We start from the raw sequence: 14,914 nt of genomic DNA on the forward strand, positions 1-14,914 counted from the left end.
CGTCTTGTGTCCGTCCCCGGTCCGTTCTGTGGGTGGTGGTGACTTGTGAGCGCGGGGCGGCGCGGCCCTGGCAGGCCGTGCCGCCCGGCACCCGGTCAGCTGGTCGGTTCGTCACGCCGTCGGCTCGTCAGCCGGTCGGCGCTTCCGGGCCGATCAGCAGTGCCAGGAGGTGACCGGGCAGGAGAGACAGGTGCCGGTACCCGTGAAGGACTTGGCCTCCATGGCGGGCGAGTCCTGGACCACGACCTCCAGGTCGAGGTCGAGGTCGAACTCCAGCTCTGCGGTGAGGGCGGTTGCCATGTGTTCCTCCGAAGAGTCGCGGTCGTGCGGTGGCCGGTTCGGCCGGTCACCGATCACGCCGTGGTGCGGGATGAAGATCTAGGCGGGGTCTCCAAACCGCCACTTAAGGGCCCCTAATCTCCGTCCCGGCCCACCCCCGACGACCGGCCGAGGCGGCGCCGGCGACCGACCCCGGCGGCCGGTGCGACCTGGAACGCCGGGCCCTAGACGGCTGTTAGGGCCGCTTTAGGCCGCTCGCCAAGCATGGCCGCGTCGTACCCGACGTACGGGGAGAGCTGGGAATGGTCGAGAAGACGGACGACACGCTGCGGTCGCTGCACGAGCAGGGCCGCGTGGCCGCCGAGTATCCGCTGGTGCGTGGCCTGATAGGCGCGGGCGACGCGGCAGGGACACGCTGGGCGGGAAACCTGCTGGCGCGCCTCGGCGCGGACGCCGTGCTCGCCGAGCACCCGGACACACCGGTCCTGTCGGTGGCGTTCACCGGGCACAGCACCGTGTCCGGGCTCGTCGCGCCGGTCACGGCCGAGCTGGCCCGGCACGGTCTGCTGCTGCGCCCTCACGTGTCCGACTTCGACGGCTACGTCTTCGACCTGTCGGACTCCGCGAGCGAGCTGTACGCGGCGAAGCCCGACGCGGTCGTGTGCCTGCTGGACGCCTCCGTGGTCTTCGACGAGGTCCCCGTGCCCTGGAGCCCGGAGGACGTGCGCCGGGTGTTCGACGAGAAGCTGACGCTGCTCGACGGGCTGGCGACGGCCTTCGACGGAGCGGGGCAGGGCACGCTGGTGTTCAACACCCTGCCGCTGCCGGGCGAGTGGCCGGCGCAGCTGATCGGCGTACGCGACCGGGCCAGGCTCGGCGCCGTGTGGCGGGAGGCCAACGCGCGGCTGCTGCGGCTGATGGACGACCACCCGGCCCTGACCGTCCTCGATCTCGACCCGCTGCTCGGCGCGGAGCTGCCGCTCCGTGACGACCGGCTCGGTGTCTACACGCACACGGAGCTGTCGCCCGAGGCGCAGGAGGCGTACGCGCGTGAGGTGGCGCATCTGCTCCGCGCGTCCACCGGCCGCGCGAAGAAGGTCCTGGTCCTCGACCTGGACAACACGGTCTGGGGCGGGATCCTCGGCGACGACGGGATCGAGGGCATCGAGGTCGCCGGCTCCTACCGGGGCGAGGCGTTCCGCCGGTTCCAGCGGACCGCCCGGCAGATCGCGTCCCAGGGGGTGCTGCTCGCCGCGGTCAGCAAGAACGATCTGGACCCGGTGCGCGAGGTGCTGCGGTCCCATCCCGACATGACGCTGCGCGAGGACGACTTCGTCCGGGTCATCGCCAACTGGCGCCCCAAGCACGACAATCTGCGCGAGCTGGCCGCCGAGCTCAATCTCGGGGTGGACAGCTTCGTCTTCGCCGACGACAGCCCGTACGAGTGCGGGCTCGTCGCCCGCGAGCTTCCGGACGTCGCCGTGGTGGCCCTGGACGACGAGCCGGCGCTGCACGTCGAGAAGCTGTTGCGGGACGGCTGGTTCGACGTACGGGACATCACGTCCGACGATCTGAAGCGCCCCGAGCGGTACCGGGAGGAGCTGGACCGCAAGGACTTCCTGCACAGCTTCTCCTCCCTCGACGACTATCTGCGCGAGCTGGACGTCCACGTGCGGTTCGCCGACGCCTCTCCGGCCGAGCTGGCGCGGGTGTCCCAACTGACGCTGCGTACGAACCAGTTCAACCTGACCACCGAGCGGCTCCAGCAGTCCGAGGTGGCCGAGCGGGCCGCCGCGCCCGGTTCCCTGGTCCTCACCATCCGCTCCGGCGACCGGTTCGGCGACAACGGGGTCGTCGGCGCCGTCCTCGCCCACCGCGAGGACGACACGCTCATCATCGACAACTTCCTGCTCAGCTGCCGGGTGTTCGCCCGTGGCATCGAGCAGGCCTGCCTTTCGGCGATCCTCGGCCACGCCCGGGACGAGGGCCTGCGCTCGGTGCGGGCCGGCTACCGGCCGTCGGCCAAGAACGGCAAGGTCCAGGACTTCTACCCCGGCAACGGCTTCAGCCCGGCCGGCGGGGGCACCGACGGTGCCCCCACCCTCTACCGCCACGACCTGGCGGAGATCCCCGAGCCGCCGGAGCACATCCGGCTGACCCTGAGCCTGGGAGGGCTGCACCAGTGAAGAGCCTCGACGACTTCCTCTCCCTCGTCCACAGCGAGATCGGCCTGTCCCTCACGCCCGCGACGGTGGGTGCCGGCTTCGACGAGCTGCCCGGCTGGGACTCGCTGCACCTGCTGACCCTGCTCACCGCGATCGAGCGGGAGACCGGGCAGCGGGTACCGATGGCGCAGGTGCTGGAGTCGACCAGCCTGCGCGACATCTACACGCTGACGGCGCAGACGGTGGAGCCATGACCGGCGGCGCGGGCCCGGCGGCAGCGGCCGACGGGGACGCCGGCCGGGCCCGTGGCCTCGCCGGTCCGGCCCGTTCGGCGTATCTGCTCCCCCGGCAGGCCGAGCCGGACGCCGCGCGGCTGCGGCTGTTCTGCTTCCACCACGCCGGCGGGGCCGCCTCCTCGTTCTCCGGCTGGCAGCCGCGGCTCGGCGGTGCGATCTCCGTCGTACCGGTGCAGCTGCCCGGCCGCGAGCACCGGGTCCGCGAGCCCCGGCTGCACGACTTCGCCCGGCTCGTCGACGAGTTGGACGAGGCGCTCGACCCCCTGATGGACGCGCCGTACGCCTTCTACGGGCACAGCATGGGCGGCATGGTCGCCTACGAGCTGGCCCGGCGCCGGATCGTCCAGGGCCGCACACCGCCGCGCCAGCTGCTGGTCGGCGCCTGTCCCCCGCCGCACACCCCGCGCGGAGACATCTCGCCGGAGCGGCTCACGGACGAGGAGCTGACGGCCTGGATGACCCGCCTCGACGGGCTGCCGGAGCTGGTGCTCCGCTACCCGGAGTGGCTGCGGCTCGCCGTCGCCGTGCTCCGTGACGACCTGCGCCTGGCGCACAGCCGCGTTCCCGGCTCCGAACACGAGCCCCTGCCGGTCCCGGTCCGGGTGCTCGCCGGGTCGAGCGACCCGCTGGTGACGCCCCGGATCGCGGCCGACTGGGCCCGCCACACCTCGGCGGACTTCCGGGTCTTCACCCTGACCGGCGGGCACTTCTTCCACCGGTCCGCGCCCGCGATCGTGCTCCGGCTGGTCTCCTCGCTGCTCGCCGCCGAGCACGCCGCCCGGTCCTGACGGCCGCACCCCGGCATCCGGCGCTCCTTCCCTCTCGCACTCCCTGTTCCACCTGAATCCCGCGCAACCGAAATTCGGAGACGGTAGACGATGACTGCTGCACCCCACCCCGTCGTACTGTGGCCGGTCTCGGCGCCCGGACCGGCCTCGCTGCGTGCGCGCGCCGCCGCCGCGGCGGAACTGCTCGACACCCTCCCCGGCCTCTCGCCCGCGTCGGCCGCTGCCGCGCTGACCGCCGCCGACGAGGCGGCCGCGCACCGTGCGGTCCTGCTCGGCCGGGACCGCGACGAACTGCTCGCGGGACTGCGCGCGCTGGCGGCCGGACGGATCGAGGAGGCCACCGCGGAAGGACTGCGCGAGGGCCGGGTGCCGGGGGCGGGCGGCGCACCGGGCGCCGTGTTCGTCTACCCCGGTTTCGGTGCGCACTGGGACGGGATGACGGTCGATCTGCTCGACGGGTCCGAGGCGTTCCGGGAGAGCGTCGAGGCCTGCGCCGAGGAGCTGCGCCCGCTGGTGGGCTGGGATCTGGTCGAGGTCCTGCGGGGTGCCGAGGGCGCTCCGCCGCTGGAGTCCGCGGCTGTGGTGATGCCGGCGCTGGTCGCTGTGATGATCTCGCTCACCGCCGAGTGGCGCTCCCGAGGCGTCGAGCCGGTCGCGGTGGTGGGACACAGCATCGGCGAGATGGCCGCCGCGCACGCGTGCGGCGCGCTGCCCCGGTCCGAGGCGCTGCGGATCGCGGCGGTGTGGGGCGCGGCGCTGACCGAGGAGCTGTCGGGCGGGTACGGCATCGTGGCGGTGCTGCTGCCGGCCGAGGAGATGCGGGCGCGGCTGGCCCCCTGGGGTGACCGGCTGGGTCTCGCCGCGGTCAACGGACCGGGTTCGGTGACCGTGTCGGGCGACAAGGACGCGCTGGCCGAGCTGGAGGCGGCCCTCTCGACGGAGGGGGTGCGGACGCGGCGGATCCGAGCCGACTTCCCCGTGCACGTCGGCCAGGTGGACGCGATCACGGACCGGCTGCTCGACGGGCTGCGGTCCGTGCGCCCGACCGTGTCCCGGATCCCGTTCTACTCGTCGGCGCGCGGCGCCCTGCTGGACGCCGTGGAGCTGGACGGGCCGTACTGGGCGGGGCAGTTGCGCCGGCCGGTGCTCTTCGAGTCGGCGGTGCGCGCACTGCTCGCCGACGGCCACGGGGCGTTCCTGGAGGCGGGCCCGCATCCGGTGCTGAAGATGGCCGTGGAGGACATCGTCGAGGACGCCGGCCGGGCGGGGGACGCCGTCGTGACCGGGTCGCTGGTACGCGACCGGGACGGCCACCGGGCGCTGGCGGCGGCGTTCGCCGACCTGTGGGCGCACGGAGTCCCCGTCGACCCGGCCCGGGCGACCGCGAACGGCGCGGCCGAGGCGGATGCCGGCGCCGAGGGCGAGCCGGTACGGCTGGAGCTGCCCGCGTACGACACCGCGGCCGACGCCGCCGAGACCGCGGGACCGGTCACCGAACTGCGGGCGGAACTGGACGCGCTGGCCCCCGCCGAGCGCTGCCGGCGCCTGCTGGGGCTCGTACGGGAACAGACGGCGGGAGTGCTCGGGGCCGGTCCCGGCGGCACGGTCGGTTCGCCCGGTGACACCTTCCGCGACCTGGGCCTGGAGTCCTCGGCCGCCGTCGGGCTCCGCAACCGTCTGGCGCAGGCCCTCGGTGTACGTCTGCCGGTGGCCGTCGCCTTCGACCACCCCACCCCGGAGGCGCTCGCCGCGCATCTGTACACGCTGCTCTACGACACGGCGGCGCCGCGCGCGACCGCCCGGCGGGCACCGGCCGATCCCGGCGAGCCGATCGCGATCATCGGCATGGCCTGCCGCTACCCGGGTGGGGTCGACTCGCCCGAGTCCCTGTGGCGCCTGGTGACCGAGGGGACGGACGCGATCGGTCCGTTCCCGGACGACCGCGGCTGGGACGAGGACCTGTACGACCCCGACCCGGAGGCCGCCGGCAAGTCGTCCACCGCGCGGGGCGGGTTCCTCCACGAGGCCGGCGAGTTCGACGCCGGTTTCTTCGGCATCAGTCCGCGCGAGGCCACCGCGATGGACCCGCAGCAGCGGCTGCTGCTCGAAACGGCCTGGGAGACCTTCGAGCGCGCCGGCATCGACCCGACGTCGCTGCGCGGCAGCGACACCGGCGTCTTCGCCGGCACGTACGGGCTCGAGTACGGCCCCCGGCTCGCGGAGGCCACCGAGGGCCTCGACGGCTATCTGCTGACCGGTCAGCTCGGCAGCGTCGCCTCCGGCCGGATCGCGTACACCCTGGGCCTCGAAGGCCCGGCGATCACCGTGGACACGGCCTGCTCCTCCTCCCTGGTCGCCCTGCACCTGGCCGCGCGTGCCCTGCGCCAGGGCGAGTGCTCGCTGGCGCTGGCCGGCGGCGCGGCCGTCATGGCGAGCCCCGGCATGTTCGTGGAGTTCAGTCGCCAGCGGGGCCTCTCCCCCGACGGCCGCTGCAAGGCGTTCTCGGCCGAGGCCGACGGGACCGGCTGGAGCGAGGGCGTGGGCCTGCTGCTCGTGGAGCGGCTCTCGGACGCGGTGCGCAACGGGCACCCGGTCCTCGCGGTCGTGCGGGGCACGGCCACCAACCAGGACGGCGCCAGCAACGGTCTCACCGCGCCCAACGGACCCTCCCAGGAGGCCGTGATCCGCCAGGCCCTGGCCGACGCGGACCTGACGCCCGGTGACGTCGACGCCGTGGAGGCGCACGGCACGGGCACCCGGCTCGGCGACCCCATCGAGGCACAGGCGCTGCTCAACACCTACGGCAGCGAGCACGACGCCGAACGCCCCCTCTGGCTCGGCTCGTTGAAGTCCAACATCGGTCACGCGCAGGCGGCGGCCGGTGTCGGCGGTGTCATCAAGATGGTGATGGCGCTGCGGCACGACCGGCTGCCGAGGACGCTGCACGCCGAGCGGCCCACGGAGCACGTCGACTGGTCGGACGGCACGGTCCGGCTGCTGACCGAGGAGCGTCCGTGGCACACCGACGACCGGCCGCGTCGCGCGGCCGTGTCCTCCTTCGGCATCAGCGGCACGAACGCGCACGTCGTCATCGAGCAGGCGCCGGAAGGCACCGAGGGCGAGGTCTCCGTACTCCCCGCGCTGCCCTGGCTGTTGTCCGCCAAGAGCGACGAGGCGCTGCGCGAGCAGGCGCGGCAGCTCCACACGTACGCCGTCGGGCACCCGGACGTTCCGACGGAGCGGGTCGCGGCCTCGCTGGCCGCCCGTACCCGCTTCGACCACCGAGCCGTCGTCGACACCACCGACCGCGACGCCCTCCTCACCGGCCTCGCGGCGCTCGCCGAAGGCGCCGAGGCGCCCGGCCTGACGACGGGCACCGCGACCACCGGCAAGACGGCCTTCCTCTTCACCGGCCAGGGCAGTCAGCGGCTCGGCATGGGGCGTGAACTGCACGCCGCCGACCAGGTGTTCGCGGCCGCCTTCGACGACGTGTGCGACCGCTTCGACGCCGTCCTGGAGCGGCCGCTGCGGGACGTGGTGTGGGGGCAGGACGCCGAGCTCCTGAACCGGACCGAGTACACCCAGCCCGCCCTGTTCGCGCTGCAGACCGCGCTCCACCGGACCCTGGAGAGCCGGGGGATCGTCCCGGACGTGCTGATCGGCCACTCGATCGGCGAGATCGCCGCCGCCCATGCCGCCGGGGTCCTCGACCTCGCCGACGCGGTGACCCTGGTCGCCGCCCGGGGCCGGCTCATGCAGTCCGCCCGCTCCGACGGCGCCATGATCGCGGTACAGGCGACCGAGGACGAGGTCCTTCCCCGGCTCACGGCGGGGATCGGCATCGCGGGCCTCAACGCGCCCGGCTCGCTGGTGATCTCCGGTGACGAGGCGGAGGCCGAGGCGCTCCGGGAGCACTTCGCTGCCGACGGCCGCAAGACCACCCGTCTGACCGTCAGCCACGCCTTCCACTCGGCCCACATGGACGGCGTCCTCGACGACTTCCGCCAGGCCATCACCGGCCTGACCTTCCACACCCCGAAGATCCCCGTCATCTCCAACGTCACCGGACTCCCCGCCACCGGCGACGACCTCGTCACCCCCGCCTACTGGGCCGAACACATCCGCCGAGCCGTCCGCTTCCACCCCGGCATCCAACACCTCGAAACCGACGGCACCACCCGCTACCTCGAACTCGGCCCCGACGCCACCCTCACCGCCCTGGCGCAGGACACCCTCACCGCGCCCGCGACCCTGGCGCCCACGCTCCGCAAGAAGGCCCCCGAGGCCGGCACCTTCGCCACCGCCGTGGCCCGTCTGCACACCGGTGGCCACTCCCCCTCGACCTGGCACCCCGCGCACACGCCCGCCCACCCGGACGACCTGCCGACCTACCCCTTCCAGCGGGATCACTACTGGCTCTCGTCGCAACGCGCCACGACCGATGTCACCGCCGCGGGGCTGACCGCGACGGACCACGCCCTGCTGGGCGCGGCGGTCACGCTGGCCGACTCCGACCAGCTGGTGCTCACCGGCCGGATCTCCCTGCGCACCCACCCCTGGCTCGCCGACCACACCATCGCCGGCACCACCCTCCTGCCCGGCACCGCCTTCACCGACCTCGCCCTGCACGCGGCCGGGCTCACGCAGACCCGGACGGTGGAGGAACTCACCCTCGAAGCCCCGCTCGTCCTGCGGCCCGACGCCGCGATCACCCTCCAGGTGACCGTGGACGCGGCGGACCCGGCCGGTCGGCGGGCGCTCACCGTCCATGCGCGTACGGACGAGTCGGAGCCCTGGACCCGGCATGCCTCCGGCACCCTGACGGACACCGACCCCGCCCCTTCCCCGCTCGCCTGGCCTCCGGCGGGCGAACGGGTCGACCTCACGGGCCTCTACGAGCGTCTCGACGCCCACGGCTACAGCTACGGCCCCGCATTCCAGGGCCTCACCGCCCTCTGGCGCGACGGCCACGACCTCTACGCAGAGATCACCCTCCCCGAAGGCATCGACACCACCGGCCACACCCTCCACCCCGCACTCCTCGACGCCACACTCCACCCGCTCGTCGACGGCGCGGAAGGACTTCTGCCGTTCGGGTTCGGCGGGGTGACGCTGTACTCGACGGGCGCCAGCCGGCTGCGGGTGAGCGCGCGCCCTTCGCCCGACGGCGGCGTGACCCTGCGTCTCGACGACCCCGCGGGGGCTCCGGTCGCGGTGGTCGAGTCGCTGGTGCTGCGCGAGGCGTCCACGGCGAGCCTCGACGCACCCGCCCGGCGGCACCCGCTGTTCACGGTCGCCTGGCAGCCGTCGCTCGCGGCCGACGCGGTCACGGGGACGGAGGCCGAGGCTGCCGGCCAGGGGCGTCGGGTCGTGCTCGGCGACTCCCCCGAGTCCCGGGAGCTGGCCGCCACGCTCGGCGCGGAGCCGTACGCGGACATCGCCGCGCTCCGGGCTGCTCTGGACGCCGGAACGACGACCGCGCCCGAACTCGCCGTGTACGCGCCCGGGTCCGCCGCGGGCTCCGGTCCGGAGCTCCCGCTCGGCGCGGCCCGGCGTGCCGCGCACGAGGCGCTCGCCACGGTGCAGGCCGTGCTGGACGACGAACAGCTCGCGGACACCCGCCTGTTGGTGGTGACGCGTGATGCCGTGGGAACGGGCGTCGCCGAGGCCGGTGTGGCGCCGGAAGTGACGGCGGAGGGCCTGGTCACCGCGCCCCTGTGGGGCCTGGTGCGCTCGGCGCAGTCGGAGTACCCGGGCCGTTTCGCGCTGGTCGACGTCGACGGCGCACCGGAGTCGCTCGGGCGGCTGTGGGCCGTCGCCGCGTCCGGGGAGGCGCAGAGCGCGGTCCGCGCGGGCGGGATCCACGTGCCCCGGCTGGCCCGGGTCGCCGATGCGACGCCGGTGGACGGACCGTACGCGGAGAGCGCGCCGAGGCCGCTCGCTGCCGATGGGACCGTGCTGATCACCGGGGCGTTCGGACGGCTCGGCCGGCTGCTCGCCGAGCATCTGGTCGCCGAGCACGGCGTACGCCACCTCCTGCTCACCAGCCGCCGGGGCGCCGACGCCCCGGGTGCGACCGAACTCGTGGCCCGGCTCGCGGAATTGGGAGCGGAGGCGCACATCGAGGCCTGCGACACCGGGGACCGCGCCGCGGTCGCCGCGCTGCTGGCGTCGGTGGACGCCGCGCATCCGCTGACCGCCGTCGTGCACACCGCGGGTGTCCTCGACGACGGTGTGGTCACCGCGCTCACTCCCGAACGGCTGGACTCCGTGGTGCGCCCGAAGGCGGAGGCCGCCTTCCATCTGCACGAGCTGACCGCCGGCCTGGATCTCTCCGCGTTCGTCGTGTACTCGTCCGTCTCCGGTCTGATCGGTGCCGCCGGGCAGGCGAACTACGCCGCCGCCAACACCTTCCTCGACGCACTGACCCACCACCGCCACGCCCTCGGCCTCCCGGCGACCTCGCTCGCCTGGGGCCTGTGGGGCGAGGGCGGCATGGGGGAGAAGCTGGGCGGCTCCGACCTGGCGCGGATGGCCCGCTCCGGTGTGGCCGCGATGACGGAGGCCGACGGGCTCGCCCTGTTCGACGCGGCCTTCGGCCGCCCGGAGCCCCTGCTCGTGCCCGCCCGCCTGGACCTGGCGGCGGTACGGGCCCGGGCGGCCTCCGGCGGGGTGCCCCCGCTGCTGCGCGGGCTGGTCCGCGCGCCCCTGCGCCGGGCAGGCGCGGCGGCGCCGGGCGGTGACGGCGGGTTCGCCGCGGAGCTGGCCGGTCTCGACGAGGGCGAACAGATCCGCAGGATCACCGAGCTCGTGCGCGAGCAGGCCGCGGCGGTGCTCGGCCACGCGTCACCGGCGGCAGTCGACGTCACCACCGGGTTCAAGGACCTCGGATTCGACTCGCTCAGCGCGGTCGAGCTGCGCAACCGGATCAACACGGCGACCGGCCTTCGGCTGTCGGCCACGCTTGTCTTCGACTACCCCGCCCCGCAGGCCCTGGTGGCGCATCTGCGGGAGCGGCTGACGACGGGGACCGCGGGCGGGGCCGCTCCGGTCGTGCGGGCCGCGACGGGCGGCGGGGCGGGCGCCTCGTACGAGCCGGTCGCGATCATCGGCATGGCCTGCCGCTACCCGGGCGGGGTCTCCTCGCCGGAGGACCTGTGGCGGCTGGTCTCCGAGGGGACCGACGCCGTGGGCCCCTTCCCGCGGGACCGCGGCTGGGACCTGGAGAACCTCTACGACCCCGACCCCGAGGCCGTCGGCAGGTCGAGCACGGACCAGGGCGGTTTCCTCTACCGGGCGGGCGAGTTCGACGCCGAGTTCTTCGGCATCAGCCCGCGCGAGGCCACCGCCATGGACCCGCAGCAGCGACTGCTCCTGGAGACGACCTGGGAGACCTTCGAGCGGGCCGGCATCGACCCGGCCGAGGTACGGGGCAGCGACACCGGCGTGTTCGCCGGCACGATGTACCACGACTACGCGCCGCCCGTGCAGCACATGCCGAAGGATCTGGAAGGCATCCTGCTGACCGGCAACACCGGCAGCGTGGTGTCGGGGCGGATCGCGTACACGTACGGACTCGAAGGCCCGGCGATCACCGTGGACACGGCGTGCTCGTCGTCGCTGGTGGCGCTGCACCTGGCGGCGCAGTCGCTGCGGCAGGGCGAGTGCTCGCTGGCGCTGGCCGGCGGCGCGACGGTGATGGCGACGCCCGGCACCTTCGTGGAGTTCAGTCGGCAGCGGGGCCTCTCCCCCGACGGCCGCTGCAAGTCCTTCTCCACCACGGCCGACGGGACGGGCTGGAGCGAGGGCGTCGGCCTGCTGCTCCTGGAGCGGCTCTCGGACGCGGTGCGCAACGGGCACCCGGTCCTCGCGGTGGTGCGGGGCACGGCCACCAACCAGGACGGCGCGAGCAACGGTCTCACCGCGCCGAACGGACCCTCGCAGGAGCGCGTGATCCGCCAGGCGCTCGCCAACGCCCGGCTCACCGCGGACCAGGTGGACGCCGTCGAGGCGCACGGCACCGGCACCCGGCTCGGCGACCCGATCGAGGCGCAGGCGCTGCTCAACACCTACGGCGGCGAGCGGGACGCCGAGCACCCGCTCTGGCTCGGCTCGTTGAAGTCCAACATCGGACACTCCCAGGCCGCGGCGGGCGTCGGCGGTGTCATCAAGATGATCATGGCGATGCGGAACGGGGTCCTGCCCCGGACCCTTCACGTGGACGAGCCGACCGACCATGTCGACTGGTCCGACGGCACCGTACGGCTCCTCACCGAGAACCGGGAGTGGCCGCGGTCAGGTGACGAGCCGCGCCGGGCCGGCATCTCCTCCTTCGGCATCAGCGGCACCAACGCGCACGTCGTCATCGAACAGGCCGACGCCGCGTCGGCCGGCGATGAACCCGCCGCGCTTCCCTGGCTGCTGTCGGCCAAGAGCGACGAGGCGCTGCGAGAGCAGGCGCGGCAGCTCCACACGTACGCCGTCGAGCACCCGGCGACGCCCGTCCGGGACATCGCGGCCTCGCTCGCGGCCCGCGCCCGGTTCGAGCACCGGGCGGTCGTCGACTCCGCCGACCGCGACGCGCTCCTCACCGGCCTCGCCGCACTCGCGGAGGGCGCGGAGGCACCCGGCCTGGTCGGCGGCACGGCGGCGCCCGGAGGCACCGCGTACCTCTTCACCGGTCAGGGCAGCCAGCGGCTCGGCATGGGGCGTGAACTGCACGCCGCCGACCCGGTGTTCGCCGCCGCTCTCGACGCCACGCTCGCCGCGCTCGACCCGCATCTCGACCGGCCGCTGCGCGAGGTGATGTGGGGGGAGGACGCGGAGCTCCTGAACCGGACCGACTACACCCAGCCGGCCCTCTTCGCGCTGCAGACCGCGCTCTACCGGGCCCTGGAGCACCGGGGGATCGTCCCGGACCACATGGCGGGGCATTCGATCGGCGAGATCGCCGCCGCGCACGCCGCCGGCGTGCTCGACCTCGACGACGCCGCCCGGCTCGTCGCGGTCCGGGGACGGCTGATGCGGGATCTGCCGGCCGGCGGCGCGATGATCGCCGTCCAGGCCGGCGAGGAGGAGCTGCTCCCCCATCTGACGCCACGGCTGTCCGTCGCCGCGCTCAACGCGCCGGACTCCACCGTGATCTCGGGTGCGGAGGAGGACGCGCTCGCGGTACGGGAGATCTTCACGGCCCTCGGCCGGCGCACCACCCGGCTCAAGGTGAGCCACGCCTTCCACTCGCCCCTGATGGAGCCGGTGCTGCAGGCGTTCCGGGAGGCCGTCGCGGAGATCCGCTTCCGTGAGCCGTCCATCCCGCTCGTCACCGCGGGCGATCCGACGACCGCCGCCTACTGGACCGCGCACATCCGCGACGCCGTCCGCTTCACCGACCATGTGCGTGCCCTCCAGGAGCTGGGGGTCGCCCGCTATGTCGAGCTGGGCCCGGACGCCACCCTCACGGCGCTCGCCCGGCAGTCGCTCTCCGGACCGGCCGTGCTCACCCCGACCCTGCGTCGCGGCGGTGACGAGGGCAGCACGTTCGGCGCGGCCCTGGCCCGGCTGCACACCAGCGGGCACTCCCCCACCGCCTGGCGGCCGGAGCGCACCCCGGAGCATCCCGAGGACCTGCCCACCTATCCGTTCCGGCAGGAGCACTTCTGGCTCACCCCGCGCACGGAGTCGGCGGGCGGGGCCGGGTCCGGGCACGCCCTGCTCGACACGGAGGTACGGCTGGCGGAGGGCGACGGTCTCGTGCTGACCGGCCGCGTCTCGCTCCGTACGCATCCGTGGCTCGGCGAGCACGCGGTCGCCGGGACGGTCCTGCTTCCCGGGGCGGCCCTGGTCGACCTGGCCCTGCACGCGGCGGACCTCACGGCCGCCGGATCGGTCGAGGACCTCACCCTGGAGGCCCCGCTCGTCCTGGCCGAGTCGGCGGCCGTCGACCTCCAGGTGACGGTGGGCTCCGCGGACGAGTCGGGCCACCGGCCGCTCACGGTGCACTCCCGTGCCGCGGGCACCGACGAGGAGGAGGGAGCCTGGACCCGGCATGCCGCCGGTTCCCTCGCTCCCACCGCCCCGCAGGCGGAGCACCTCGCCTGGCCGCCGCCCGGCGAGCCCGTCGACCTCGCCGGCGCGTACGACGAACTCGCCGCGCGTGGCTACGCCTACGGCCCGCTCTTCCAGGGCCTCACCGCCCTCTGGCGCGACGGCGACGACCTCTACGCCGAGGTCGACCTCCCCGAAGGCACCGACACCACCGGGCACACCCTCCACCCCGCGCTCCTCGACGCCGCTCTGCACGCCCTGCTCGTCGCCGATCCGGACGCGCCGCTGCGGGTCCCGTTCAGCTGGTCCGGCATCACGGCGCACGCCGCCGGCGCCACCCGGCTACGGGCCCTGCTGCGCCGACGAGGCTCGGACACGGCGACCCTGACGCTGGCCGACCCGACGGGCGCCCCGGTCGCCACGGTGACCGAACTCGCCCTGCGGGCCGTGGACTTCAGCGGTCTCGCCGATGCCTCCGCGGGTTCCCGGGATCCGCTGTACGTCCTGCGGTGGCAGGAGGTGCCGGCCGAGCGGCCGGCCGACGCCGACGCGCCGGCGTCCTCATGGGCGGTGCTCGGGAAGGACGGCGCGGACCTCGCCGAGCGGCTCGGCGCCCGGGCGCATCACGCCGACCTGGCGGGGCTGCGGGCCTCGCTGGACGCGGGCGACCCGGTGCCGTCCGTGGTCGTGCTGCCCCTGCGGGAGCGGGGTGACGACGTGCTCGTCGCCGCCCACGAGTCGGCGGTGGACGCCCTCTCCGTGGTGCAGGAATGGCTCGCGGAGGAGCGGCTGGCCGACGCGCGGCTCGTGGTGGTCACGCGGGGCGCCGCCGCGGCGGGCCCGGACCCCCGGGTGACCTCGTCGGCCGTCGGGGTGTCGACGGTGTGGGGTCTGCTGCGCACCGCGCAGGCGGAGACGTCGGGCCACTTCACCCTGCTGGACCTGGCACCGGACGCGGGGGCCGACGGCGGCACGGCTGCGGAGGCGGCCCTCGTGCCCGCCGCGGTCGCGACCGGCCGGGGTCAGGTGGCGCTACGGGACGGCCTGCTGTACGCACCTGTGCTGGCCCGATCCGGCACGCCCGCAACCGCCACGGACGCGGAGGGAACGTCACGCGAGCGGGCCTTCGATCCGGAGGGGACGGTGTTGATCACCGGTGGCACCGGCGCGCTCGGCAGCCTCCTCGCCCGCCACCTCGTCACCCACCACGGCGCACGCCACCTCATCCTCACCAGCCGACGCGGCACCAACGCACCCGGAGCCACCCAACTCCACCACGAACTCACCACCCACGGCGCCACCATCCGCATCGAAGCCTGCGACACCACCAACCCCCACAACC

General features: G+C 74.5%; 5 protein-coding genes. 4 read left to right on the forward strand and 1 reads right to left on the reverse strand.

Features of this window, described 5'->3' with window-relative positions; genetic code table 11:
* Positions 1-153: 153 nt before the first annotated feature.
* A complete protein-coding gene (locus ACFQ7Q_RS35005) occupies positions 154-300 on the reverse strand; it encodes a hypothetical protein (RefSeq protein ID WP_383562364.1) in 147 nt (48 codons plus the stop codon).
* A gap of 281 nt (positions 301-581) precedes the next feature.
* Between ACFQ7Q_RS35005 and ACFQ7Q_RS35010 the strand changes: the two genes are divergently transcribed.
* The 4 genes from ACFQ7Q_RS35010 to ACFQ7Q_RS35025 all read left to right on the forward strand — a co-directional run.
* The gene (locus tag ACFQ7Q_RS35010; RefSeq protein ID WP_383562366.1) at positions 582-2,465 is read left to right on the forward strand and encodes an HAD-IIIC family phosphatase; all 1,884 of its coding nucleotides are present in this window, start codon (positions 582-584) and stop codon (positions 2,463-2,465) included.
* On the forward strand, positions 2,462-2,698 hold the full coding sequence (locus ACFQ7Q_RS35015; RefSeq protein WP_383562368.1) for an acyl carrier protein: 237 nt from the start codon (positions 2,462-2,464) through the stop codon (positions 2,696-2,698). Before ACFQ7Q_RS35010 ends, ACFQ7Q_RS35015 begins: the two co-directional genes overlap by 4 nt.
* The gene (locus ACFQ7Q_RS35020; RefSeq protein ID WP_383562370.1) at positions 2,695-3,528 is read left to right on the forward strand and encodes a thioesterase II family protein; all 834 of its coding nucleotides are present in this window, start codon (positions 2,695-2,697) and stop codon (positions 3,526-3,528) included. Before ACFQ7Q_RS35015 ends, ACFQ7Q_RS35020 begins: the two co-directional genes overlap by 4 nt.
* Positions 3,529-3,618: 90 nt before the next feature.
* Positions 3,619-14,914 (forward strand): SDR family NAD(P)-dependent oxidoreductase (locus ACFQ7Q_RS35025; RefSeq protein WP_383562372.1); only part of this gene is annotated, 11,296 nt, incomplete at its 3' end.

The sequence above is a fragment of the Streptomyces sp. NPDC056527 genome (assembly GCF_042794475.1).
In the GTDB taxonomy this organism is placed as follows: domain Bacteria; phylum Actinomycetota; class Actinomycetes; order Streptomycetales; family Streptomycetaceae; genus Streptomyces.